Annotated in this window: 23 protein-coding genes; 1 reads left to right on the top strand and 22 read right to left on the bottom strand. The window is 47.6% G+C overall.

The features are described 5' to 3' along the window. Positions 1 to 329 precede the first annotated feature (329 nt). The 7 genes from OXH39_10220 to OXH39_10190 form a co-directional block, all read right to left on the bottom strand. On the bottom strand, positions 330 to 740 hold the full coding sequence (locus OXH39_10220; protein MCY3550820.1) for a cupin domain-containing protein: 411 nt from the start codon (positions 738 to 740) through the stop codon (positions 330 to 332). A 302-nt stretch (positions 741 to 1,042) separates the two neighbouring features. Beyond that, positions 1,043 to 1,852, bottom strand: coding sequence for an HAD family hydrolase (locus OXH39_10215; GenBank protein ID MCY3550819.1), 810 nt, complete (start codon positions 1,850 to 1,852; stop codon positions 1,043 to 1,045). Positions 1,853 to 1,881: 29 nt separating this feature from the next. After that, the gene (locus tag OXH39_10210; protein MCY3550818.1) at positions 1,882 to 3,273 is read right to left on the bottom strand and encodes a hypothetical protein; all 1,392 of its coding nucleotides are present in this window, start codon (positions 3,271 to 3,273) and stop codon (positions 1,882 to 1,884) included. 272 nt (positions 3,274 to 3,545) lie between these two features. Beyond that, positions 3,546 to 4,043, bottom strand: coding sequence for a DUF4411 family protein (locus OXH39_10205; GenBank protein ID MCY3550817.1), 498 nt, complete (start codon positions 4,041 to 4,043; stop codon positions 3,546 to 3,548). Beyond that, positions 4,040 to 5,212 (bottom strand): XRE family transcriptional regulator, encoded by a 1,173-nt coding sequence (locus OXH39_10200; GenBank protein ID MCY3550816.1) that lies wholly within the window; start codon positions 5,210 to 5,212, stop codon positions 4,040 to 4,042. Before OXH39_10200 ends, OXH39_10205 begins: the two co-directional genes overlap by 4 nt. 375 nt (positions 5,213 to 5,587) lie before the next feature. Further along, positions 5,588 to 6,727: a phosphotransferase gene (locus OXH39_10195; GenBank protein ID MCY3550815.1), complete on the bottom strand. Its 1,140-nt coding sequence runs from the start codon at positions 6,725 to 6,727 to the stop codon at positions 5,588 to 5,590. 87 nt (positions 6,728 to 6,814) lie between these two features. Then, positions 6,815 to 7,954: a phosphotransferase gene (locus OXH39_10190; GenBank protein MCY3550814.1), complete on the bottom strand. Its 1,140-nt coding sequence runs from the start codon at positions 7,952 to 7,954 to the stop codon at positions 6,815 to 6,817. Positions 7,955 to 8,244: 290 nt separating this feature from the next. Here OXH39_10190 and OXH39_10185 point away from each other — a divergent pair, with 290 nt between their 5' ends. Further along, positions 8,245 to 9,981, top strand: coding sequence for a WD40 repeat domain-containing protein (locus OXH39_10185; protein ID MCY3550813.1), 1,737 nt, complete (start codon positions 8,245 to 8,247; stop codon positions 9,979 to 9,981). Between the two features lie 42 nt (positions 9,982 to 10,023). Here OXH39_10185 and OXH39_10180 read toward each other — a convergent pair whose 3' ends face one another. From OXH39_10180 to OXH39_10110, 15 genes are all read right to left on the bottom strand, one after another. Continuing rightward, entirely contained in the window at positions 10,024 to 11,298 is a 1,275-nt protein-coding gene (locus tag OXH39_10180; GenBank protein ID MCY3550812.1) for an MFS transporter, read from the bottom strand. A 56-nt stretch (positions 11,299 to 11,354) separates the two neighbouring features. After that, positions 11,355 to 12,161: an aldo/keto reductase gene (locus OXH39_10175; GenBank protein MCY3550811.1), complete on the bottom strand. Its 807-nt coding sequence runs from the start codon at positions 12,159 to 12,161 to the stop codon at positions 11,355 to 11,357. A gap of 61 nt (positions 12,162 to 12,222) precedes the next feature. Next, a complete protein-coding gene (locus tag OXH39_10170) occupies positions 12,223 to 13,092 on the bottom strand; it encodes an SDR family oxidoreductase (protein ID MCY3550810.1) in 870 nt (289 codons plus the stop codon). A 75-nt stretch (positions 13,093 to 13,167) separates the two neighbouring features. Next, the gene (locus tag OXH39_10165; GenBank protein MCY3550809.1) at positions 13,168 to 14,691 is read right to left on the bottom strand and encodes a glycoside hydrolase family 32 protein; all 1,524 of its coding nucleotides are present in this window, start codon (positions 14,689 to 14,691) and stop codon (positions 13,168 to 13,170) included. A 181-nt stretch (positions 14,692 to 14,872) separates the two neighbouring features. Then, positions 14,873 to 16,372: a hypothetical protein gene (locus OXH39_10160; GenBank protein ID MCY3550808.1), complete on the bottom strand. Its 1,500-nt coding sequence runs from the start codon at positions 16,370 to 16,372 to the stop codon at positions 14,873 to 14,875. 78 nt (positions 16,373 to 16,450) lie between these two features. Beyond that, positions 16,451 to 17,452 carry a Gfo/Idh/MocA family oxidoreductase gene (locus tag OXH39_10155; protein ID MCY3550807.1) on the bottom strand — a complete coding sequence of 334 codons (1,002 nt, stop codon included), beginning with the start codon at positions 17,450 to 17,452 and terminating at the stop codon, positions 16,451 to 16,453. A gap of 32 nt (positions 17,453 to 17,484) precedes the next feature. Next, the gene (locus tag OXH39_10150; GenBank protein ID MCY3550806.1) at positions 17,485 to 18,192 is read right to left on the bottom strand and encodes an HAD family hydrolase; all 708 of its coding nucleotides are present in this window, start codon (positions 18,190 to 18,192) and stop codon (positions 17,485 to 17,487) included. Beyond that, the gene (locus OXH39_10145; protein MCY3550805.1) at positions 18,189 to 18,776 is read right to left on the bottom strand and encodes a phosphoglycerate mutase family protein; all 588 of its coding nucleotides are present in this window, start codon (positions 18,774 to 18,776) and stop codon (positions 18,189 to 18,191) included. The genes OXH39_10150 and OXH39_10145 overlap by 4 nt, the downstream gene beginning before the upstream one ends. A 177-nt stretch (positions 18,777 to 18,953) precedes the next feature. After that, positions 18,954 to 19,367 (bottom strand): hypothetical protein, encoded by a 414-nt coding sequence (locus OXH39_10140; GenBank protein ID MCY3550804.1) that lies wholly within the window; start codon positions 19,365 to 19,367, stop codon positions 18,954 to 18,956. Then, complete coding sequence (locus tag OXH39_10135) at positions 19,364 to 19,876, bottom strand: GNAT family N-acetyltransferase (protein ID MCY3550803.1); 513 nt, start codon at positions 19,874 to 19,876, stop codon at positions 19,364 to 19,366. The genes OXH39_10140 and OXH39_10135 overlap by 4 nt, the downstream gene beginning before the upstream one ends. Positions 19,877 to 19,910: 34 nt before the next feature. Next, positions 19,911 to 20,684 carry a LamG domain-containing protein gene (locus OXH39_10130; protein MCY3550802.1) on the bottom strand — a complete coding sequence of 258 codons (774 nt, stop codon included), beginning with the start codon at positions 20,682 to 20,684 and terminating at the stop codon, positions 19,911 to 19,913. Between the two features lie 101 nt (positions 20,685 to 20,785). Beyond that, positions 20,786 to 21,163 (bottom strand): Rieske (2Fe-2S) protein, encoded by a 378-nt coding sequence (locus OXH39_10125; GenBank protein MCY3550801.1) that lies wholly within the window; start codon positions 21,161 to 21,163, stop codon positions 20,786 to 20,788. A gap of 104 nt (positions 21,164 to 21,267) precedes the next feature. Further along, on the bottom strand, positions 21,268 to 22,464 hold the full coding sequence (locus OXH39_10120) for an amidohydrolase family protein (GenBank protein ID MCY3550800.1): 1,197 nt from the start codon (positions 22,462 to 22,464) through the stop codon (positions 21,268 to 21,270). A gap of 83 nt (positions 22,465 to 22,547) precedes the next feature. After that, positions 22,548 to 23,435, bottom strand: coding sequence for a phytanoyl-CoA dioxygenase family protein (locus OXH39_10115; protein ID MCY3550799.1), 888 nt, complete (start codon positions 23,433 to 23,435; stop codon positions 22,548 to 22,550). Positions 23,436 to 23,566: 131 nt separating this feature from the next. Next, entirely contained in the window at positions 23,567 to 24,772 is a 1,206-nt protein-coding gene (locus OXH39_10110; GenBank protein MCY3550798.1) for an aminotransferase class III-fold pyridoxal phosphate-dependent enzyme, read from the bottom strand. Positions 24,773 to 24,804: the final 32 nt, after the last annotated feature.

Genomic DNA, 24,804 nt, shown 5'->3' with positions numbered 1-24,804 from the left:
CACACACATTAAAACTGTCTTTCGATAGAATATTAATGATTTATGAAACACCCTCAATTAATTGTAGGTTTTACTATAAATATCTGTGGCGTTCCTTAAGTGACGCACTTTAGGGGCAAAAAAGGTGCAATATTTTCATCTCACAATGCAGGAATTTCTTACCTTATAAAAACCTTAGCAAATAGCGTGCCAGTCTGAATACTACTATATTGACGGGGTTTTCGCCATACTTTCGGAAAATGCTGCACGAAAAGGTACATATTTCATACCCTCATGCACAAAATGGGGCAGACTTAACAAATCTTCAGCACTGACGTTTCAGAGATTTTTTACTCAGATTCGCTGAAAACTTCCATTCCGGCGGAGCCGTCTGCAATCCGTCGAATCTGCTTCTCAAAGCCGGGTGGTGAAAGCGTCCACGTGATCCAGAGCGGTTCATCGCCTGTGTTGACAAAGCGGTGTTCGACATTCGGTGGGAGATAGATCACCGTGCCGGGTTTTAGGTCGGCGACTTCATCACCGACATACGCCTTCCCTTGTCCACCATAGACAAAAATAATCTCTTCCGCTTCGCTGTGTGAGTGCATAGGAATCTCGCTATTGGGGTCAACCTCTTCTAACCCCATTGAGAAATGTTCAGTACCAACGGTATTCGGTTCAACGAGGGTGTATAAGGTGCGCGGTGCCTCGCCTTCAATTCGTACGACTTCGGCATCTTCTTTGTGATAGATATGTTTCATCTTTTCCCTCCAGGATTAAATTTCATAACTGAAGTTGAAAACCCTCTTTGAGTTAGAGAATAAAACGTAAGTTTGATAAAAGTGAGATGTTGAGTTTCGCTTAGACGGATAACCAGCAACTTAGGTTATAAATAGTTAATTTATTATCATAATTTAAATTATCAAAAATTATAAAGTCTATATATGACTGATATTATATAGTGTTTTTAGGGAAAAAGCAATAAGTTTAATAAAAAATTCAAGAGGAGGTTCCCGTTCAACCCAACCTACGGGTCTAAGCCACACCCATATTATATAACGCCTTAGAGATGATTTAGGTTTACATTGTCCAAGGTTAACAGTCGCTTATGCAATTGACTCAGGCTTGTAATCTGAACATCCGGTGTAACTTGATCGGTCGCATCACTCCCTGAGCGGTTCAGCCAAATTCCTTTGAGTCCAGCACGTTGCGCGCCCAAGATGTCCCGCGTTAAACTATCTCCAACCATCACCGTTTCAGGTGGCGAAGCGGCAAGTGCGTCAAGTACCAGTCTGAAGATTCGGCAATCCGGCTTCCCGACACCTACTTCTCCCGAAATCAGGATTGTGTCAAAGAATCGTACCAAGTTAGTACCTTGAATTTTTTCACGCTGTAGGTCGGGCGCGCCATTGGTGACGAGTGCTAATTGGTAGATATCGCGAAGATGTGTTAGACTGTCTTCAACATCGGAAAAGAGCGTATGCCGCGCACGCCGTTCTAATAGAAAGGTAGCAGACAATTCTTCAGCAAAGGATAAGTCACTTACGCCGTGGTCAGCAAGGGCACGGAACCATGCTTCACGTCTATAGGTAGGAGTCCATGTGCGAAGACGCTTTAGATTTGGGTCGCTACCGAGAAAACGCGCCCACAATCCCTCCCATGAACTGATACCAATAGCACGGCAGTAACTAATGGTTGTAGATGCACGCCACAATTGGCGGGCATGGTAGCGGACTGATTGATGAAGTGCTTCTGGATCAATGCCGTGTTTCTCGTATGCACGCTCACACGTCGCCAGAAAGGCTGCGTCCGCAGCGGCACCCTCTACAACAAGGGTATCGTCCAAATCAAAGAGGATACTCTTGATTGCCATAGATGACACCTCTCATAGAGATCGTATTTCTAAGCGAACCAATAGGAATACAGACTCGCGTTCCTGAGTTGAAACCGGAGCCGTACCTCTTTCCCTTTAAGTGCCGCTAACGAATGATTAAATTCAATTTCTATATCCAATTGATTCCCGACACTTTGATGTGAGGTATAATTCTCCAAAGGAACACCTATATCATCAGTGACAGCGACGGTGACGTAGCCTTGACTCGCATCGGTGTTGAGGTGTAGCTTCCTACCATCAAGCGTCAACGGTTTCGTCAGCATACACCCTTCGGTTTCACCAGCATCAAGGGAAACGAATCCGTCACGGCGTAACGTTGCCAAGCCGAGCATAGTTTTGTGCTTACGCTCGACCTGCTTGAACTTCCTGCCGGTGTGTGGTCCGTTGACACCACCGTAATAGAAATAGATATGATCGTTATGTGTGATGAAATTCTGACTAATCCGCGCCATGCCGTCTTCCCAACTCCCCGGTTCTCCGAGCGTCAGGAATGTCTGACGATCCAAGACGCGTTGCCAGCGGATACCATCACGGCTCATAGCGAGCGAGGTGTCAATCGTGCCATCAACGCCTTCACGATAGATCCAGATCATACCGAGATAGACACCTTCGTAGATGTTGATCGGCATACCGTAAATCTGGGTGCCTTCTTCATCGACCTCATCGCACGCAAACACACGTTTCGGTTCACTAAAGTTAATCGCGTCAGGACTTTCAGCGCGAGCCGTTTTGCGACCACCTGCCCCGAACCGTCCAAATACAACGTACTTCTGTATCTTTGGGTCCCACACCAAGGATTGGGTTGTGTCGCTACCGAGCGGAATGACGGGATTGGTTTCGCAGTCCGTCCAATGAACGCCGTCCGGTGAAAACGACATCCACATGCCGTCTCCTTCACCGTGTCCCCAGATCGTGCGTCCCTCGTATTCAACAAAGGTGTCGATTCCGCCGTGCTCCCAATAAAAACCCTTGTAACGACGCGCAGGGTCGGTCTCACCTTCATCGTAGATGATAGCTGCACCCTCACAGTTTGTGCGTCCGATGTCAACCAGATTGTTCTCGGTACTGCCTTCAAAATCGACCTGATTTAAGATAGGTTTTTCCCAGTGCACCCCATCGGTTGAAGTCGCATAAGCAAGGAGCGTTATATTGCCGAGCGCGTCCCGTTGACGGACTTTCACCATACCATCCGCGTAAGGTCCTGTGAGATACCACATTTTGAAGAGTGAATCCTGCGGGTCGTAAAGCACCGTGCCGTAGAGGGATGCGACACTCTCCCACGGATGCTCACCGCGCAAAACCGGGTTATCGGGATGCCGTTGCGGTTGGTGCATCCGCCGATACAACCCCTCGATGCGGGTGATGTACTGCAGGTCAAGGAAAAGATAGCGGTGTTCCATGTGTCGGCTCCTTAGATATTCCGTGTCCTTTGGGCAGACATGTTATCATAAACGTGAACACAAGTCAATCACAACGGGCGTGTTTCACAGAGCCATTCAGTTTGAAATTGCCTGGTTTAATGTCTTTTTTAACAATCTGGTGAGGTTAGGAAACTGGACCGACCAAGAGACCATAGCAATTAGCATCCAGCGGCTGGATGAAAACCAGACTAAAGAATCGAAAACTCAATGCTTCTGTAAATTTGGTCGAATTACTTTACTTTTTTTCGGGATTAAAAGATCCAGTTTTCTTTTTCTATCAAGTCTACTATTTTGAAACACTGAAGATTAAAATGAACGCAAACATCAGGAATTTTCGGTCTATTTTGGCTATGTGTAGGGTTTTCTTCTGTTACGACAACACAGTTCTCAATAGTGAGTGCCAACGCAATAACCCACGGGTCGGCACCTGATTTCCCTGTCCGATTGTCCACCAATCTTGGAAATTCCGATAGGACTTCACTGACTTGCTCCTGCACTGATTCATCAATAACCACTTGAAAGTCTGGCTTTAATTGATTCTCATCGCACCATTGCTTGATCTCTGTATCTCTCATCGCTTCGTCAAAAACAATTTGCGACATTTTCAGTTGACCGTTTTTTATCAGAGCCTCAATTTTACGCCAAAAAGAAGGAAAGTTTTCGATGGGGTATCGTTCATGAAAAGCGGCGATCAGCGCGCTCGTATCAAGACTGTAAATTACCTGGCCTTGGTTAAGCAACGAATTCATACAAAGATAGCACTCTCGATTTTAGCAAGATGTTTTGTGTCAGAATTAGAAAGAACGGAGGCGAGTTCAGCGCGTGTAATTTTCTGTTCGTAATAAGCTGTAAAAGCAGTTCGTGCGAAATGTTCACCGGAAGTATTGAGAAGCCGATTATGGTAAGGGGCAGATCCACCCGTTTGTCTTGGAGCGTCCCTATACTTTGCCAATTGACGATTTCTGTACATTTGGTAGTTACGTCGCGAGATTTTTTCGAGTGTTAGTAATCGCCGCATAATAACTTCAGGACTGACATGGAAGAATTTGGAGATTCCAGGTAAATCTTCTTGGAACGTCTCCAAATTTACGATCTCAAGCAATTCACTCTCTGGAACTAAAAAATCGGCGGCCACCTGATTGCAAAAAACTTCAATAGGATCCAGATTCAGGGTATTTACCTCTTCAAATCCAGTATTCTGGATGACACTTTCCCCGAGTGCAATGTGGACTAACTCGTGAATGAGTGTGAAAATACGACCGTACGGACTATCTTTGGGGTTCACCACGATTATGGGGAAAGGTCTCTGGGCAATGCAAAATCCACGTACTGTTTTCAGTTCAACAGAAAGATGTGTGTTCACAGATGTTTGACAGACGAGGATGCCTTTTGCTTCAATAATCTGTTTCCAAAATTTCAACGCAGCATATTGGTCATTCGCTCTTTGTAGTTGTACCCTATTGAGCTCAAGAAATTCTGTTATTTTTCGCGCTGCTTGCCCCGGATTTTCATACTTGTTAACATTTAGTGTAACCTCCGGAGGCGGTGCCTCTAACAATTCGTACAGTTCAATAAGGGTCTCGCGCCTTTCAAACGCTTCAATGATGTTAGCATTCAATCTATAGACCTGCTCTTCATCCGTGACAAGTTGTTCGGGCAGTACTCGATAATCTGTGAGTGGCTGAAAATCGGTAGGCGGTTCCGACAGATAGAATATAGAAATATGGGTTTTATAGAGTTTCGCAATTTTCTTTAGCTGCGCGAAAGTGGGTTGTTCGGTCCCGTTTTCCCATGCTTCAAGGTCTTCGGACTTAATCTTCAATCTTTTTGCCGCGTAATCAATCTCTAATCTAATGCGTCTTTCACGCGCCCACTTGAGAACTTCTGGCGTGATGAGTGCTTTAACGGACTTAGCCATGATCCATATCCCCGCGAACCTACTAACTGGTTCGTCGTAAAATCGTTTATTTCAATGCTTTCAGATTGCACAATGTTAGACTCCGAGTACTTATGGGTGGACAGATTATAACAGCAAAGTTGTACTTAACATAAATTACCCAAGAGTAAATTAAAGTGTACCACAAAAAAGTTAAATTGTCAAAAAATGGTTTTGCCAGTGTAACACATTCAGTTTTCAGCCGTCAATAATCAGCCGTCAGGGCCGTAATTTATCTGATCAGTGGTTCTTTTCTAAAGATGTTCACAAAGGTCAACAACGGACAATGAATTGCCCTACTACAAACAGGATCATCTATAATGTGAACTTGACAAAGTATCAGACTTACCCGTTGGGTTACAGTGTGTGCAACTCTTCAAATAGAGCTAAATGTTGACGATAATCTGTCGGAAGTGCGCGGATTTCTTGGTACCCCTCAAAGAAAATCAGTTGTTCATCTTCACTAAAATGGTGTGAAAGCGTCAGAATATCTGAGAGATAATAACCGAACCCAAATTCGCGCACGTCAATTGGGCAGGGCTGTCCATCCGAAACAACGATATTATGGGGTTCCAGATCCGAGTGAATCAGCCCAAAAACGTCCCGTCCTTCTCCGTGTTCCGCAACAAACCGTGAGAAGCGCGAAGAAAGTGAGGAGAGTTTTGCAAACTCCTCCGCTGAAGCGTCTGTGTGATCACTTTCAAGTGCCTTTTCAACCTTAGAGATAATCCAGTCTATGTCGTACCGAGGACGGGTAAACCAGTGCGGTAATTCCAACGTTTTCGACACAAAGTGCATGCGACCAACCATGTTCCCAAGACCGCGAATCAGTTCAGGCGTTTTTTCCGCTGCAGAGAGTGCGCTAAGCGTCTCACCGGAAATCCAATCGTACAAAGTTGCATAGCGTGAAGGTAGGTCGTTTGGAGTGATGCATTGGAGCATTTCGCCATCACGTCCTGGAATAGCGGAGAGGGTCTTGACGCGTCCCTTGTTCCAAAGAGCCTCTAACCAATAGATTTTAGATCGAATTTCATGGATAGAGGTTCCAGCGCGATGGAGTCTCAATGTGAACCGAGCGTCCTCAGCCTCTAAGAAAAACAATATATTCGCAAAATCAAATCCAAGACCACTAATTCGGAATGAAACGTTATTCAACGCATACGACACAACAGCCGCTTTTGCGTAGTGCCAATCGGTGATAAGGTATTGTAAAATGTTTCCGTTATAAACTATCAAAATGCCGTTGTCACAAGCGTGCCGTGTCGATTCAGATATAAAGGTTCGTTGTTCGTCATCAAGTGAATCCAAGAAGGCAAGAATGGTGGGATCAATCTGTGGGTGTGGGTCAGAAATTGCTTCAAGCCAGTACTGCCTACATTTATCATGACAATCGATCCGGTAGACCGGTAGAGACGGATCGCGATACCAATCAGGAGAATTCTCAATAGCATATTCAACTTGGGTTTGACAAAATGGGCATGACATTTTCCTTGTCATGATTGCCTTCCTCCTGCACCATCTTTTTCCAATTTTGCATGTCTACCATTCCATCTATTCTTGTTAGGGGTAGACTTACCCACTGGATTACAGTAAGCCTATATCATCAAATAAAGCAAACTGTTGACGGTAATCTTTCGGTAGTGATCGAATTTCTTGATACGCCTCGAAGAAAATCGGCTGTTCGTCCGTATCAAAACAGCGCGAAACATTCAGAATATCTGAAATGTAATAACCAAACCCCAAGTGGACCAGGTCGATTGGACAGGGCTGTGTCTCCGAAATAACGATATTATGAGGTTCAAAATCCAAGTTAATGAGTCCAAAAACGTGTCTACCTTCCCCATGTTCCGTGGCAAACCGCGAGAAGCGCGAAGAAACGGTGGAGAGTTTTTCGTGCTCCCTTGATGAATAAAGCTTGTAATCCGTTCCAAATGCCTTCTTAACTTTCAGATTGATCCAGTCAATGTCATATCGAGGACGAGTGAACCAGTGCGGCAGTTTTAAGGTCTCCGAGAGAGCGTGCATGCGACCCAGCATGGTCCCAAGACTCCGAATCAGTTCAGGCGTTTTTTCAGCCTCGGAGAGTAGGTTAAGCGTCTTGCCGGGAATCCAATTGTAGGCGGTAGCATATCGCACCGGTAGAGCGTTTCCAGAGAGACATTGAACCGATTCTCCGTCACATCCCTGCACCGGGGATAAGGTCTTGACCTTCGCCTTATTCCACAGTGCTTTTAACCAATAGATTTCAGAGCGGACTTTATCGACAGAAGTTCCAAGCTGATGGAGTCTCAGGGTCCACCGTGTGCCCTCACTCTCTACAAAAAACAGCCGGTTCTCAGCATCCAATCCGGTACCGCTGACCTGGAAGGTGGCATTACGCCATCCATACAGCATAATAGCCGCCTTTGCATAGTGATAATCGTTGACAAGTCGTTGGAATTCACTACTGTCATAAATTACCCAACTATCGGTGTCACAAACACGCTGTGTTGATTCGGAGATAAACATCCGTTGTTTATCATTTAGTTCATCAAGGACGGACAGAATAGCTGGGTCGATTTGTGGTCGCGGGTCAGAAATTGCTGCAAGCCAATACCGTCTGCATTTCTCATGACAATCAATTCGGTAGACGGGTAGGGATGGATCTCGGTACCAATCGGGCGAATTTTCGATAGCGTATTCGACTTGAGTACCACAAATTGGGCACGCTATTGTTTTTAGCATAGCGGTGTTCCTCCTTCATCGGGGTTGCAAACCCCTTCTACAAAAGATTAAACCCATCTCTGTCCGTCCTCTTCAATGAAATGCAAGGTTCAAACACAACTATCAGCGAAACAACTTTCACTTGGTGGACATGTTATCATAGATATGAAGCTAAGTCTATGGAAAACAGGGACGTTTTGCCGTGCCGTTTGACAATCTAAAGTCGGTAATGTTATACTTCTGTAAGACGTTTCGATTGCCAAACAGACTTCTACAGACAAGTGCCTCAAAAAAGAAAAAGGAATTAAGAAATGACACAACGTATCGCTCTCATACTATTTTTTATTTCACTCCAGTTCATTCCAAATCTCTCAGCAGAAGATTATAATCAATGGCAACTTCCCGAAGGTGTCAAATTTCGGCTCGGAAAAGGCAACTTGCATGACATCAAATATACACCAGATGGTAACCGCATAGCAGTCGCAACGGATATAGGCATTTGGATATACGAGGCGCAGACTGGAAAGGAACTCGCTCTCCTGACGGGACACACGGGTAGGGTTACCGCATTGGATTTCCCCGCAGACGGACGTTTCCTCGCAAGTGGAAGTTCCGATAAAACAGTCCGATTGTGGGACATAGACACCGGCAAACAGACCGCCGTTTTCGCTGGACACTTGGGCGGAATTGAAGCCATTGCAGTGTCTCCCGACGGAAAAACCGTCGTCAGTGGCGACACATGGAAAAGTACGCTGATCCTCTGGGATACAGAGACAGGCGAACAACTTGAACGCCACACCCTATACACGGACAACTTGATGCGCAGACTCCAAATTTCTTTTGATAAGCATAGAACCGTAACATATCCAAATGCTATTGGAGCACTCGCTTTTTCACCCGATGGGAAAATCTTTGCGAGCGGACATCGGGATGGAATTCTACGACTCTGGGATTCAGAAAACGGACGAAAACTTTCAACCCTGAGAGATCACAAACGGGGCGGCATTGATAAGTTGGCATTTTCACCTGATGGGAAAACGCTTGCCAGTGCTTCAATAGATAACATCATATTATATACACTCCAAAAAGGCAAACCCCAGGCACCCCTTACGATAAAGCATTCCACGAAACACTTGGTGTTCTCTCCCGATGGCAAAACACTCATCAGTTTCGACTGGCGGTCTTGGAAAGGAGAAAACGAAGACCTCCACGTATGGAACACAGAAACTGGTGAACGTCTTCAATCCATTTACACAAAACATACGGATCAACATGAAGCCTTAGCGATTTCCCCTGATGGTGATACTATCTTAACTGGCAGCTGGGACGGCACAATTCACCAGTGGGACACGGCAACAGGAACATATCTCTCTACTTTCGCCACAGGGCACGGCAGAGGTGCCGACGTACTGGCGTTTTCTGATGATGGACAGACACTTAGCAGTCGGCTTGTGCGTTATGGTAGCGAAGATCAACTGCTGTTTTGGGATACAATCACCGGTGTCCAAATTTCAGCACCTGACCTTAAAGAAACGCTCGGAAAACGATCCCCGAATTTACCCAATCGCGTAATCTCAGCAAAGATTGACGAAGACCGAAAGCACATTCAGATACGGGATGTCGCAACTGGTCGCGAAATGTATCGAATCACTGAACATAAAGGCGATATCTGGACGTTCGCGTTTTCACCCGATAGGAAAACCCTTGCGAGTGGCAGCGACGATATGACGATCCGGCTATGGAATGCCATCACCGGTAACGAAATCCTTACGCTCCAAACCTATACAAACACAGTGTTCGCTGTGGCATTCTCACCTGATGGGAAAATCCTCGCGGGTGGCAGTGTGTATGATCACACGCAAGGTCGCTCTGACGCAATTCGTCTGTGGGAAATTCCAAGTGGACAGATACTGGCAACTCTCACTGGACACACAAGTACCGTCAGGGCATTGCGATTCTCACCTGATGGAAAAACCCTCGCCAGCAGCGGTCATGATGATACTATTCTCCTCTGGGACTTGGATAAAACCGTTCAGCCAGGAAAATAAACTTTACGTTCCAACAATATCCCCACAACGGAACACCGATTCTTACGAGCTTTGGCTAAATCGCGGTTCAGCCAATCGGAAAGTTAGCAAAAACCCTAACAAAACAAGGATACCGCACCCGATAAAAACCGGTTCAAAAGCGAACTCCTCGATTAACGCCCCAATCAAAGGGGAAACGAACAACGGAATCGCCTGAAAAAGACTCATCACACCGAGATATTGCGGGTGTTTCTCCTGTGGTGCAATTTCAAGCGTATAGTTTGTGACAATGCGCGCTGACACCGGTGTGAATCCCATAAGAGCAAAGATAATCCAATAAAACTGCGCACCAGACGGCATTCGACTAATACCAACCGCCAACAGTGGCATACAGGCACTGATTAATATCAAAATACGCAAGACGAATCGGTTCCCTGAGCGGTCTGCGATGTTGCCCATGATACCGGCACCGATAGCATTGGACGCATTTTGTGCAATTATCAACGTGACGAAACCAGAAGGAACTAACCCTAATGTCCGCTTTCCAAAAACCGTATAGTGTGGGAAAAGGGGCCAGATTGAGTAAAACAGCAGGATAACGATTGCAAACCGCCGAAAATTTCTGTCGTATCGCAACGATAGGAGCGCGTCGCCGAGAAATCTGAAAAAAGGTGCCGTGCCCTCTGGACGTGAAGGGAGTTCTCTAAACCAGAAACTGACTGCTGCTGCGACCCCAAAGAAAAAGGCTGTTGCACTAAAGAGCATCGCATAACGTGGAGCATCCCCAGAAAGCCAACGCGGTAAGAGGTAAAAAGCGACACCAATCGCGAGTGTACAACCGATGATATTGGAATAGGCGAGTAACCGCCCCCGTTTTTCAGGACTGATGAGTTTGCCCTGTAGCGTTCCGGTAGCCAGATGATTGCAACCAACCGCGAGCCAGTGCAGGGTACACAGCACGAGAAAAACAACGACAATAACGTTTGCTGACCAGCGTGTCAGGCTTAATATCCCAGACAACACGAACCACTGAATCGCGAACCCGAATCCTGTGAGAATGAAGAACCCCTGCTTTTTCGGCATTCGGGCGACACGTTGCGCGACCAGAAACTGGGGCAAACTCTGTCCAATTCGCAGAATGAGCGGTAGCAGCCCACGGATGGTTCCAGACGAAGTATAGACATCAATAAACGCTGGAATGACCACAGACTCGGATTTGAACATCCAACCGAGACGCATCAAAATCTGGTTTAGCGCGAATACAATTAAATTGCGCTTTTCGTGCGGATAAGACTCTTCTGAACGCTCATTCGTCTGATCTGGTGCGCTTTTATCCATTGAAATTCCAGTCGTTTGTTAGCAAATTCACTCGTTCCGTCACTTCAGCATCGGAGTTATGTCAGCGCGCCTTCTTCGAGCCGCCGTGCTCCATATTCTTCCAAAACCGCTTGTTCTTCCGATGTCAAGGTTTCTTGCTCGGAGAGTGCCTCTGCAATCCGATGGAATCGTTCAACGTCCCTCAATCCCATGATCGTCAGATTTACACTCTTATGGCTGAGCACATATCGGTAGAACTGCTCTGGAGATGGCGCGCCTGCGTCCCCAAAAAGCCTGTCATTGCGCGAAGCATTCATAATGACGACACCGGTATTATGCTTGTCAGCAGCAGGGAAAACTGTATCCTCTGGCGTTTTCATCGCACAGTTATACCAACAGAGGACGGTGTCAAAGAATCCTGTGTCAACGGCGTGTTGTATCTCAATCCAATCGTGTCCGGTAACACCGATAAAGCGGATAAGTCCCTCATCTCGTGCCTTCTGCGCCATTTCCAATGCGCCGTCGGGTGCCAACGCCTGCTCTCGTTCCCCTTGCGAGTTCAGGTGATGCAGCTGATAAATATCAATGTAGTCAACGCCAAGCATCCATAACGATGTTTCAAGTTCTGCCCGTGCACCTTTTGCATCGCGTTTAGCGGTTTTCGTCGCAAGAATGAGTTTATCGCGTTGTCCCTTTATAGCGGCTCCGATGACCTTCTCATCCTCGCCATCTCTGTAGGATCGTGCTGTATCCATATAATTGATACCGGCATCAATCGCTTTCCGATAACCCTCAACGGATTCACAATACGCGCCCCCGCTACCGAGTCGCGTAACCGTCAGACCTGTGCGACCTAAAACTGTTTTCGGAATCTCATAAGCCATTATGTTACCTCAAAAGTTCAGATTAACATTTTAGTTTACCAGCCGAAAATACGCTACATATTTATTGTGGAATTCGGTAACCACCGCCAACATACAGTAACTGTCCTGTGAGCCAGCGCGCCTGTTCAGAACAGAGAAAGACTGTAACATCAGCCACATCTTCAGGTGTGCCGACCCTCCCTAACGGTGTAGATTTTGCAATCGTCTTTTCATCCGCCGGTACAATGTAACCTGTTTGCACCGGTCCTGGTGCAATCACATTTACCGTAATACCGTATTTCCCTAACTCACACGCTGCAGAGCGACTGTAAGATTCAATTGCGTGTTTGCTGGCAGCGTAACTAATGTTCAGGGGGTGGCAGTGTGCAGCATCCGTACTGGTATTTACAATACGTCCCCAACTCAGCCCATTTTCAAGGTATTGATTCAGATATGCTTGCATCATCAATGCATACGCTCGGGAATTAATAACGAAGTGGGCATCAATGTTTGCAGCAGTGGATAAGAAAACACCGCTTCCATCTGTTGAAATTTGTTCTGGATCAAAAGTCTCCAGTACACAGTGGGTATGATTGTTAATTAGGATATCAACAGGACCCAATTCTTCTTCACATACATCGAAAAGTTTTGAGATATTTGTTTCATCAGCAAGGTCCACCTCTAAAACAGATATTGTCATTCCGGTGCCTCTAAACTCGTCGACAAGTTGAGAAATAGGCTTTTGTTGCATGGCTCGGTAATAGGTATCTCCACCTATTCCTGCTTTTTCGGCGCGTTTTAATTCTGCTTCACTGTATTGGCACGATGGACGAAAAAAGGATGCGAATATCTTTACACCTTGTTTGCCGAGTGCCAACGCTGTTGCAGCACCGATGCCGTGGTTGGCACCTGTAATTAGGGCAACCTTACTGCTTAACTTCGGGTCAATCATTACGTTTCTCTATATCCTAAAAAGTTGCAAAATCAGCAACCTACCAAGTCTCACGAACCCCGATGATAAGGAGTCTCAAAATGCGGGTGCCATTTCCCACGCCTGAACGGATCGGAAATGTGCCTGCCCACCACGGCTCACTAATTTTACACCGATGCTGTCGGCTCGCGTTGGGTAGACGCGTTGTGTAATGCACTGCCTACCGTTCGCGAATACCTCAACCACAGACTTATCAACATAGATGCGGAGTTGAAGTGTTTCGCTGTCTTTTAGTGCGAAAGGTGCACGCTGTGCGTCAACAAACCGCTCCGATTCTGGCAATCTCGCATTGCCTCCTGCGTCTCGGTAGTGTGGATACTGAATGGCTTCGTTTAAGGTAGAACGACTGATGTCAATTTTTAACGTTCTTTCCGCCGGAACATACAGAACTCCGGTTCGTTCAGCTTGATCTGGTGAACAGAGCACTTGAACGCCCACCTCAGTTGCATCGCCGGGGTCAATTTCGACAGCCAACTCAAGGCAATTCCCCTGAACCTCTTCTAAATTCATCTCATCATCGGTGTTCAAGGTAATATTTTCAAGTGCCTTCGGGTTCATCCGTAGGCACTCTAACTCTGGCACCGGTTTAATCTGCAAACTGCCATCGGTAGCGAGGGAAAGAATTCGTGGTACTGTCATCACCCCGGACCAACCCGACGCACGTTCCTGATCAACCCCGCGAATCTCGCGAATCCAATCGAAAAAGATACGGCGTCCTTGCGCGTCCAACAGCGAACGCGGTCCACCGAGCAGTCCGCCCTCCCAACTCATCCGTCCATAATTTTCGACATAATACCGCTCGTTTTCAAATCTGCCGAGGTAATACTGCGTGCCTTGCCAATGGCTACAAAACAGCAGCATGTACTTATCACCTAATGAATAGAAATCAGGGACGGCACAGTCCTCTTTTGCATCTGTCCACTCGCGCCGCGATTGATAAAAGGAGCGCACAAATTCCCAATCCACAAGATTAGACGACTTAAACAGAGCAGTTCCGTCTCCACTCTGTCCGGGTATCGTGTTCCCGATGAGCGCATAATAGGTATCGCCTTCCACCCAGGCACACGGATCAAACACAATATATTCGCCATGCCCTTCCTCACCGGGTTTTGGGACCGGAATCACAGGATTGGCTGGATGTTTGTCCCACGTAATGAGCAAGTCATCATCACTCGTTGCGATACACGTTCCGTCCGGGACTCCATGGTAGATGAATGTCGGGACATCCTCCAGATTCACGAGGGCACCACCGCTGAAGCAGCCGTTACGATCCGGTCCGTCGAGATCAGGCGTTAAAGCGATTGGATGATGCACCCAATGCACCAGATCAACACTCGACGCGTGCCCCCACTGCATCCATTTCCAATAGCCACCCTCAGGATTGTGCTGATAGAAGATATGGTACCGTCCCTTCCAAAAGATCGAACCGTTGATATCGTTCATCCAACCGAACGGCGGGGTGAAGTGATAACACGGTCGATAAGGATCATCCGCATACATTGCATCCAATACTCGTGTAGAATGTATAAGTGCTTCTGTCTTTTCGATGGCTGTGTTCATAGTCCTGTTATTCCTTTCAGGAGAATTGAACTGTAGGGGCAACCCTTGTGGTTGCCCTAAACATCGGTTGTGCTTACCCGAAATGCCTGTAGGGGCAACCCTTGCCGTTGCCCATAAATATGGATTATGGTATCTGTAGGGGCAACCCTTGTGGTTGCCCACAAATATTTAGCGGACCAAATCACCCAGTAAACCAGAACGCATAAAGTTCCGCCTGAAGCACGGAAAAGCGAAGACGCACAGTCCTGCCACGTAGCTCAGCGAGGTCAGCCTTCTCCCTCCAGCGTACCGGTTCGTCAATACTATCGACCATTGCCGGGATACTTTCGTCGAAGGTGTACCCAGGGAAGGACTGTCCATCGTCCGCATTGAGCACCTCTACTTTAACCCGCCCGCGCCAAGCGTCCACATTAATGCGCAGTTCGCTACCCTCCACAACCAGCGGCTTGGTCAGCACCGAACCCCATTCAATACCCCCCTTGAGCGACACAAAACCGTCAACGCGAAGCTTTGCAAGTGCCATGGCAAAGTTATTGAGGTATTTTCTGTTCATTACGTCTGTCAAAGGTTGACTGCGGTGACGAACGCCGAGATAGTAGAACCACAACTCATTGTTACGTCTAATCGGTCCGTTGACGACCGAGATCTGCCCTGTATCGTAAGCACTGCCATCTCCTACAGGTGATAATTCAATAAACGGCGTGCGGTTCGCGACCCGCTCCCACTGTCGTAAATCTCGACTCGAAGCCAGTTCCACCGACTTGCGACTGTCCACGTTTTCATACAGCGGCGGATGCTTCCCAGTCCAGTGGTGCATCACAGGTAACCCCAGATACAACCCCTCATAGCGAAACACCGGAAAATTATAAACGTCGGTGCGCCATTCTTCAGGTCGGTTGTATATCGGGGTGAGATAATCGGGATCCTCAATAAATTTTCGTATCCGTTCCTCCCCGTTCTCCTGATCAATCTGGTCGGCATGAAAAACAAGTTCCAACCCGCTCCAGTTCTCAAAGTCCTCGCTGGTACTCAAACAGAAGCTGCGTCCATAAGGTGATCTGCCATCGGGTCCAGCGTGCTTGACGGTCGCGATAAATAGACCCTCCTCCTCGTCATAACCGAAATGCGCCTCGTCTGAACTTGGAACAACTGGTGTATCAAGGTATGTCCAGTGAAGACAATCGGGGGAAACTGCTGGTGTCAATCCGCCACCCCCTTTCCCCCATCCCATGCCTTTGTAGCGGCGTTGTTCATTGGAGTCATGCGGATCGTAGATCGGTCCCAGCGGTACTCCCGTCGGTAGGATGTTGTTCTCTGTGCCAATCGCGGTGCCTCTCCACGTGAGGGCATCATAATCCTGAAGTCCCAAAGCTGGTTTCTCCCAGTTCACACCGTCTTCCGAGGTTGCATAACAGATAAAACTCCGTCCACCAATCGGGGCACCCGTTACGTCAAGTTTAACCTCCGGATCATCTGACTCCGAACTGGCATAGTAAAGCACCTTGAAAATTGCTTCATCCGGAACCCACGCCGGGGTTGTCCACATCATAATACCGCAGTTTTCCCAACGGTGTTCAGGTCGAAGCACAACGTTCTTGTCGAACTTTTGCAGCGGGTGTAGTTTCCGGGCGAGATTGTTGACTTCCTCAACATCATGGTCATCAATAAATAACGCTTTCATGTGGACACCTCGCATCAGCCAGGTCAAGCAAATAACAATGGAAGTAGATGTAAGTGTTTAAGTCAAACCGACGTTATGCTATATCCATCCATCCTCAATCATCAACGTTAAGGGTGATTCCATCTCTTCAAGGGGTAACTGAATACGCTGCCGCTTCCGAGACGACTCATAAATCGCCATGAGCAGCTCGTGCGTCGCGTATCCCTGATGACCACTTGAGCGATGTTCCCGATCCTCTTCAATAGCCGCAATCATGTCTCGCACAGGATTGCTTTCTGACGGGAGTTCCGGTGTTACCCAATCTCCACCCGATTCTGAGGTGCGGTAGCGGATAGAGGGACCGCCCGGAGCAGCCAATTCAAGCTCACCTTCCGTCCCATAGCAGTAGATGTGGTGATAACCGGGAGCGGTATCGCTGCCCGATTCAATGATAGCCCGAACGTTGTCTTCAAACTTGAAGTAACCGACAGCGAAATCCTCAGAGTGTAAATCGTATTTAGTCGGTGTGCCGATGCGTTCAATCTGACCGATCACCCAACTTACGGCGCGGTCACCATAGACATATCGCATAAGATCAACAGTATGTGTGGCATTGTCTTTCAGGTCACCACCACCACAAACAGCATGGATGCGAAAGATATCACCGATAACACCCTCGGCTATCATCTGTCTGGCGGCTTCGTAGGGCGCGCTAAACCGGACTTGATGGTCAATCGCTAATTTCACACCGTGTTGCGAACAGGTTTCAAGCATCTCCCGCGCCTGTCCGAGGTTCTCCGCCATCGGCTTTTCAGATAGAATCCCTTTCACACCCCGTTTCGCAACCTCAATTGCAACCGGGGCATGCAGTTTCGGACGCGTACACACGGAAACCAGATCGATCTCTTCTGTTTCGAGCATCTCAATGTAATCGGTATACTGTTTTTCGACACCGTACTGCTCACCATAAGCTTTCAACCCCTCTGCATTAATATCAGCAATCGCAGTCAGAGAAGCCCTCGGTTCATTCACATACCATCCAGCGTGCATGTGAGAAATTCCACCGCACCCAACTATTGCAACGTTGTAGCTCTTGTCCATTAGAGACCCCTCTTATTTTTTTCTGTTTTGTGCTACAAGCAGGACAAAACATCATATAGATTTGAGATTGAGTAGTCCGGTCGTTCACCTGTTATTTTCGGCACCAACACATCTGATTCTCGGTCGATAAAAACGCTTGTCATACCTGCCCGGTTGGCACCAATGATGTCGTTTTCAACCGTATCGCCGACGAACATAGCCTCTTCCGGTAAAACATCAGCACGTTCACAAGCCACTTTGAAGATTCCAACCTTCGGTTTTCTGATTCCGACTTCACCGGAAATTGTTAGTGATTGAATACGTTCACTGAGTCCAAGGTGTCGGACTTTAGAAAGTTGACTGTCAGTATGCTCATCGTGGGCACCGTTCGTAATGATACCGACATGGTACGCGTGTAGTTCCTCAAGAACGGTGACATCTTCGTAAAGATGCAAACTTGTGAGATAACGCGAACAGAAAAAGTCGCTTAATTCTTCCATAACCTTATCTATGGGTAGATCCAATTCTTCAAATAAACACTGGAAACGTGAATCTCTTACGTCTGCCATAGAGCATTTTCCAGCGTTGAGTTGCTGAAAAAGTTCTTGATGGATCGTTCTCCATGCCGCTGTAAGAGTCTCTTCCGAAACATCTGGATAATGCTCGCGTAAAAGTTGAAACATATCTCTTTGCGCGATGTCCCATGCTGTATCGGAATCGCAGAGTGTGCCGTCAAGGTCAAAGAATATTGCCTTAATCATTCTTCCTCCAGATTAAGACCGTCAATACTTTTGCATACGTTCACTAATTCCAAATCTGGATGAGATAAAACGACCCACGACGGCAAATCTAAATCTTTCCAAAAAGCGAAGGGGTCAATACCGACCAAGCGACTTACAAAAAGCGTTAGGACAGTGCCGTGTGTAATCAGGGCAATATTTTTATTGTCACATTTCTTAATTGTTTCAGTCACAACTCGCGAAAATCTGTGATGCGCCTGATTTGCGGTCTCACTACCAAAGGTTAACAGATCCGGCTGATTGAAAAATCGGGCGACTGATGCTTCAAACGTTTTCTTCTTCAGAAACCCTACATTGCTTCGATCATGTTCGTGTAACCCTTCAACGATCTCAATCCGCTTTTCAAGAGTAGTGGCTACGATACGCGCCGTTTCTATTGCTTTAGGCTCAACGCTACTAAAAATGAGATCAAGCTCATACTGTGCTAACTGCTGAGCAAGTATGTGGCTAAGGTGCTGCCCTCTTTCAGAAAGCCTCCACTGATTAGCAGGAACCTTCGGATCAATCTGCGATAAAGCGTGTTTCACAAGAACAAGCAGTGGCATAACCTGATATTTTCCCAATTCAGCCCATTTGTACACTAATAGGACTTACGCAGCTCCCTTCGCTGGCGAGGTTTGAAACCTCGCCAGCGGCGTGTGGGATGTCCGTGGTTATCAAAAAATTGCGTAAGTTCTAACTAAAAAATTCGTAAAATGGCGATCTGTCAAGCAATCCAATCCCTAAACTCCCCAAGAGATGTATAGGTAAACGAATACCAATACTATCCAAGCATACGCGACCGTTTTCATCACATGACTTTTCCACCCTGTTTTTGTGAAGAAAATGGCAATATGATTGAACAGTAACATCAATGCAATCAGAAGGTTGAGATTGATACCCCTGTTAGAACCAAAATCGTCCCACCTGAGAAATTGAAACACGTTGAAGGCAAGCAGACAAAGAATAATTCCGAGCAGACCGTATTTCCAGAGATGCTTCGTCGCAAATCTCTTTGGAAGAAGCGTTTTTGTTGATGCCGCTTCAAAAGATTCTGGTAGGTCCGGATTCGTTTCCCGAAGTGTCTGCTGGCGTTCCTGTTCTTTTTTAATTTTTCCCTCAAGCTGCTGCTTCTCAGCGTCCGTTAATTGTTTCATGAGAAGTTACTGCTTTTTCGTCGTTTAAGAGGCATGACAAAAGCCAAACACTTTTCATCGCGTTCCATCGGCTCGACAGCAAATCCCATAGAAAGCTTAAGTTGATGGTTTTCAGGATGATTCTCGCCGCTGACAGACCGCACTTGGTAACAGCCAAACAACTTCGCTTGCTGGATGGTATATTCTTGAAGTGCAGTGCCGATGCCTTGCCGTCGGTATCCGTCCTTCACACCAAACGCGAGGATCTTCGCCTCTCTCAGTGTTTTTCCGTCTATCTGAATGGGTGGATGATCACGGTCATGAGGACCAATGTCCCACACAACAAACATAAGAAATCCAACGATAGCTCCATCCTGTTTCGCCGCCAAGAAATAGCGTGAAAACTGCTCAAAATATGGATTAAACGCCCAATCCTCTTGGTTCAAGTCATTGACAAACGCGACAAACTCCCGCCAATCCGGATGGTCGGGCGTGAATTCTTCAATGGAAAAGCGTGTTTGCTCGTTCATCCGCAGTTTTTAGGGACAACCACAACGGATGTCCCTACTCTGAAACCTTTATCATTCCCCAAGTGAGTGCCAATTTCTGGGTCGGTTCAACGGCAAGCCCTTCCGCCTCAAGATTCTGTTCAATCTCCTCTTGGCTGAGACCGCGGTTGTAGAGGCGAAGCTCGTCAAGAAGACCGTGGTAAGGGAGTCCATCCGATTTTCTGGCACCCATCCAAAAATTCTCTCCATTATGTTTGAGAGCACCCTCGAATTTCTTCTCATTATCCACTTCACCATTGATATAAATGAGGGCTTCGGAACCGTCGTAAACACCAGCAATGTGATGCCATTTACCCACATCGGGCTGACCTACACTGTGAAAGGGCCACGTCTCTAAGGCACCGTTCCAGAGATTAAAATCAACCCGAGTTTGGTCTGACCACGCAATCACATAAGAATTATTTCCCGACCTCGAGATGCCTGCGAAAATCGCCCACCCCGGTTTTTCAGGTTTTATCCACGCCTCCAATGTAATCTGATCGCCAATGTCGGTTAAGCTCTTGTCTGCTCCACAATCAACATGCCCCCCACTAAACTTGAGCGCCTCACCAACTTTACCGTCAACGACTGCGACATTCCCGTCCATGGTTCCATCGTTAGCACCAAAAATATCTTTAACCGTTTTACCTGCGACTGAATCCTTATTAAAGGACCAGTAACTCACCAACCCATCGGTAACCGCCTGACGCGCGTGTGCTGTGTTTGTAACCATTAGAACGGTCGCTATAACGGCTAAAACAAACACTTGTCTCAGAGTTCTGTTAATCATTTTGTCCTCCGTTTCGGCATATTGCGTGCCTTTCAGCAAGTTAAGTCCCCTAATTTACCTAAGTTGCTAACTATTCCAGAGAAACCGATTTTTCAGATAACTTAGCCATCGTATTCAACTATAATATCATCACCCTCAATCTTAACGGGATAAGTCGCTACCCGTAATGTTTCATCGACGAGGCACTGTCCGGTCGCAATATCAAATGTCCACTGATGCCACGGACAACGTAGCACTTCACCTAAACCCTCAACAGAGAGCATCACTCCGTGAATTGAAGGCGGCGCATCGGCAGCAAACCGACCACTGAGCTCACCTGTGCAGAGGGGTCCACGCCTATGGGGACAGATGTTGCGAACCGCGTAAAAGTTGCCATCAACGTTAAAGACACCGATGCCTGCTTTGCCACGAAACGGCACGATGATTTTGCGTTTCCCCGGTGGAATCTCCGATACTTTTCCAACAACAACACGTGCCATATTTTTAACTTACCTTGCGGAAAAATGACAGGAATCTGAAACTTCAACTGCTTTTCTCATGAGTCGCCTGCGCCGTTGTTGCAGGCTACCGCTTTGTGTTTCGGTTAATTCGCTACTGGATTCGCGGATCCTTTGGTTTCCTCTAAATCCAATCGAAGGATATCGAGCGCGTTCTGGGCAAAGATACGGTGGTGCAAGTCCTCTGGAAGCTTCGGGAAAACCGTTACCGGATCGTTCCAATCGAAATGCGGGAAATCCGAGCAGAATATCAACGTTTCATCCGCGTGCAGCATCTCCAACATCTGGTACATCTGCTCCGGTTTCTCAGGCTCGTGCATCGGCTGTGATCCAATTCGGATATGTTCACGGAAATACTCGCTCGGTAAACGTTTGAGCCACGGGGTTTGATCGCGTAAAGCTTTCCAATCGGTATCCAGATGCCACATTACCGGCACCGCCCACATCTGTTGTGCTTCAATAAGGGCGAACTTGAGGTTGGGAAACTTCTCAAAGACACCTTCACAGATCAGAGAGGTCGCGTGTGAACTGGCGACGTAAGGTCGGCTCATCCGAGATTCCATGTAGTAGGTGGGGTGCCCGACAGGGGTCGGCGTATTTCGGGTCGCACCGCCACCACCGCCGATATGAGACACGATGGGAAGTCCATGCGCTTCACACGCTTCCCAAATGGGGTGATAGAAACGGTTGCCAAACGGACGACTCGTCCCCATCGGCACCATGACAGCGGCAGTGTCCTTACGAGGTGCAAGTCTGTTAATCTCTTCTACGGCTTGCGGCGGATCGGATGGCGAAACGAGAATGGCGTTAACAACACGCTCATCCTTCTCAAGCCAATGTTCGATTGTCCAATCGTTAAAGGCACGGCAAAGCGCAGCCGCCCAATCCGGGTCCGGTAATCCAGAATACCCGTAAAATGGGGGCGGTCCGGTGAGCAACGCGACATCAATGTTCCAGACATCGAGATGCTCCTCTTGGAGAAACTCTAATGTGAAGTTGAAATCCCGCGGATCGCCACCAGAGTTCTTAGGTGTCGATTCGATAGCATCTTCGACTCGTCCTTTGAGATCTACACGATTGCTCCGAATAGGGATGTTGGGATACCCGCCGAGATGCAACCCTTGGTCAAGGAGATGTTCTTGATAGAATTTTGACAGGTAAGGCAGCAGTTGTGTAGGGTGACGAAAATTGTGGTGAACATCACAATCAACAATGGCGATACCATCTTTCGGTTTCGCAGTCCAACCCAGCGCGGTCACAGGGGTTGATCCAATTTGACGCATGTAAACACCTCCTTTTTCAGTGGCTTTCAGTTTTCGTCTAACAACACCCTCTTGTCCGATAACTGACAACCGACAACTATTACCTAATGCCGGTATGTCTCACCGATTAGGTTATTGGCAGCGCGAACGGGTCGGAACAGCGTCTGTCGCTTGGCAGGCATCTCTTCAAGCAGCTTTGGATGCGGATCCCAATCGTGCCACTTACTATTGACCGTGTTGTAGCAACTGAAAATAGCGAGACGATCGTTTTCCTCATTCGTCCACGTGTGCGTACTATGTGTCAACGCCTCCGTGAAAAAGAGGAGCGACCCAGCAGGACACTCGTAGGTATCCCAGATAAGCGAATCTTGACTTCGGATTGTGTCGGGGGCTGTATAGACCGCCTTATGGCTTGCTGTAATAAAGAGCGTCCCTCCCTGCCGATATTTGACAGGATTCAGTTCCCAAACGATGCGAGTCAATCCACTGTAGCCTCTGCCCGGAATACACCGATAGAGGTGCGAATCGCCGGGAAAACGGAGCATCCCGTTTCCGTTGTGGGGTCCGAAATTTCCATCACCGACAGTGCGGTAAAACAGGCTACACGATTCCATCCTAAACCCGTAGCACTCTTGGCTCGACAATGCTGGATGTGCGAGAAATTCATTGAGAAAGCCGATGACATTCGGATGGTCAGCAAGGCGTTGCATCGGACCACCGAGCGGTGAGCGTTCATGCTCCGGAATCGACTCCGGTTCGTGTCGGAGTTTATACCCGAACTCCTGCATCTCTGCGAGTTCATCGCCCGACAGCACACCGGGCACCAAGAGCCACCCACGCATATCAAAGAGGTATTTCTGTTCCTGCGTCGGTGGGACGACGGGTGCGCCATCAGAAGTTGTTTCCGTGAGCTGTGCGTTATCAATGTCGAGTGCTGCCCCGAGATTTTTATCAACAATAAAAGGCTTTGTGTGGTTCGTAACTTCTTTCATAATAGACATCCTTTGTATTGGCCATCGCGGTCAGAGGAATGGTTATCAGTTTCCATCGGCGGTCAGTTTTAAGAGGTTTTCGTTTAAGAATAGTCTCTTTTTGCTGATTGCTGACTGCCGACTGCTGATCGCTATGCAGCTTTTGCGCGTTTGAGAGCATCTTCAGAAACACTGAGCGTCTTCGCAACGTCTTCATCGGTATGCGACATGGACATAAACCAGATATGTCCCTCTGGTAGGTATAAACCACCATCCAAGGTCGCTTCATAGAAGGTTTTGTGGAATCGCTGTTGCTTGTCGTCATCACTATCGGCACTTAAACCGAAGAAGGGCATGGGGCCGATACCACCGATGCGGGCGTTATCAATGCCGAGACGCGCAGTCATTTCTCTGTAACCATCCAACAATTTCTGTCCCTGTTTCCACATGAAGGCGACACCGTCTTTCGCTTCGAGTTCCTCAATTGTAGCGATCGCTGCAGCAACGAGCGATACCTCGCCGTGGAAGGTCGCGGCGACCCAAACATCGCTCACTTCATCCATGATTTCCTTTTTCCCGACAACGACAGCAGTCGCGAAACCGTTTGCGAGTGCTTTCCCGAAAACAGACATATCGGGGGTGACCCCGAAGTATTCCTGTGCACCGCCTAAAGAATAGCGGAATCCCGTTTTGACTTCATCGAAAATCATCAACGCACCGTTGGCATTGACGAGTTTCTTTGCTTCTTCAAGGTATCCGTCTTTGGGAAGATCATGCCCGGAGGGTTCCATAATTAGACACGCAATCTCATCAAGGTGCGCTTTAAAGTGGTCAGCAAGTCCTTCAAGATCGTTGAAATCGACACTGAGCGTAGCGGCGGCGGCACCCGACAGGTGTCCGCGTGCGTGGCTACACCAATCATGCCATCCGTGATAACCCGATCGAATCACTTTTTCTCTACCGGTATATGCCCGTGCAAACTTAATCGCGCCAGTCGTTGCGTCCGATCCGCCGACAAAGTAGGCGACTCTCTCCGCCGACGGAATAATCTCCACTAATTTCTCGGCGAGTTCCACCTCAAGCGTATGCCCAAAATTATAGACATTCCCACGCTCCACGAGGTATTTCGTGACCGTATCAATCACAGTGGGATATGCATGTCCAAGGATCATAGGTCCGTATCCCATTAGATAATCAATATAGTCGTTTCCGTCGGCATCCCAAAAATGCGCGCCCTTCGCGCCTGCGACCATAACAGGTCTCGGTGGCTGGCTCTGCTTATGGGGCTGCCCACCGCCGACTAATGCTGCTTTCGCGCGTTCTTTCCACGCGAGTGATTTTTCAAAACTCCGTCCCATCCAGAAACCTCCAATTTCGGTATGCTGTGTGT

It is taken from the genome of Candidatus Poribacteria bacterium (assembly GCA_026702755.1).
Taxonomy (GTDB): domain Bacteria; phylum Poribacteria; class WGA-4E; order WGA-4E; family WGA-3G; genus WGA-3G.
The sequence above is the reverse complement of the archived record's forward strand: the minus strand, read 5'-3'. Positions and strand labels throughout refer to the sequence as shown.

Coding starts and splice junctions, on each gene's coding strand:
- OXH39_10220 (MCY3550820.1), bottom strand. CDS start 740: ATGAAACATATCTATCACAAAGAAGATGCCGAAGTCGTACGAATTGAA.
- OXH39_10215 (MCY3550819.1), bottom strand. CDS start 1,852: ATGGCAATCAAGAGTATCCTCTTTGATTTGGACGATACCCTTGTTGTA.
- OXH39_10210 (MCY3550818.1), bottom strand. CDS start 3,273: ATGGAACACCGCTATCTTTTCCTTGACCTGCAGTACATCACCCGCATC.
- OXH39_10205 (MCY3550817.1), bottom strand. CDS start 4,043: ATGAATTCGTTGCTTAACCAAGGCCAGGTAATTTACAGTCTTGATACG.
- OXH39_10200 (MCY3550816.1), bottom strand. CDS start 5,212: ATGGCTAAGTCCGTTAAAGCACTCATCACGCCAGAAGTTCTCAAGTGG.
- OXH39_10195 (MCY3550815.1), bottom strand. CDS start 6,727: ATGACAAGGAAAATGTCATGCCCATTTTGTCAAACCCAAGTTGAATAT.
- OXH39_10190 (MCY3550814.1), bottom strand. CDS start 7,954: ATGCTAAAAACAATAGCGTGCCCAATTTGTGGTACTCAAGTCGAATAC.
- OXH39_10185 (MCY3550813.1), top strand. CDS start 8,245: ATGACACAACGTATCGCTCTCATACTATTTTTTATTTCACTCCAGTTC.
- OXH39_10180 (MCY3550812.1), bottom strand. CDS start 11,298: ATGGATAAAAGCGCACCAGATCAGACGAATGAGCGTTCAGAAGAGTCT.
- OXH39_10175 (MCY3550811.1), bottom strand. CDS start 12,161: ATGGCTTATGAGATTCCGAAAACAGTTTTAGGTCGCACAGGTCTGACG.
- OXH39_10170 (MCY3550810.1), bottom strand. CDS start 13,092: ATGATTGACCCGAAGTTAAGCAGTAAGGTTGCCCTAATTACAGGTGCC.
- OXH39_10165 (MCY3550809.1), bottom strand. CDS start 14,691: ATGAACACAGCCATCGAAAAGACAGAAGCACTTATACATTCTACACGA.
- OXH39_10160 (MCY3550808.1), bottom strand. CDS start 16,372: ATGAAAGCGTTATTTATTGATGACCATGATGTTGAGGAAGTCAACAAT.
- OXH39_10155 (MCY3550807.1), bottom strand. CDS start 17,452: ATGGACAAGAGCTACAACGTTGCAATAGTTGGGTGCGGTGGAATTTCT.
- OXH39_10150 (MCY3550806.1), bottom strand. CDS start 18,192: ATGATTAAGGCAATATTCTTTGACCTTGACGGCACACTCTGCGATTCC.
- OXH39_10145 (MCY3550805.1), bottom strand. CDS start 18,776: ATGCCACTGCTTGTTCTTGTGAAACACGCTTTATCGCAGATTGATCCG.
- OXH39_10140 (MCY3550804.1), bottom strand. CDS start 19,367: ATGAAACAATTAACGGACGCTGAGAAGCAGCAGCTTGAGGGAAAAATT.
- OXH39_10135 (MCY3550803.1), bottom strand. CDS start 19,876: ATGAACGAGCAAACACGCTTTTCCATTGAAGAATTCACGCCCGACCAT.
- OXH39_10130 (MCY3550802.1), bottom strand. CDS start 20,684: ATGATTAACAGAACTCTGAGACAAGTGTTTGTTTTAGCCGTTATAGCG.
- OXH39_10125 (MCY3550801.1), bottom strand. CDS start 21,163: ATGGCACGTGTTGTTGTTGGAAAAGTATCGGAGATTCCACCGGGGAAA.
- OXH39_10120 (MCY3550800.1), bottom strand. CDS start 22,464: ATGCGTCAAATTGGATCAACCCCTGTGACCGCGCTGGGTTGGACTGCG.
- OXH39_10115 (MCY3550799.1), bottom strand. CDS start 23,435: ATGAAAGAAGTTACGAACCACACAAAGCCTTTTATTGTTGATAAAAAT.
- OXH39_10110 (MCY3550798.1), bottom strand. CDS start 24,772: ATGGGACGGAGTTTTGAAAAATCACTCGCGTGGAAAGAACGCGCGAAA.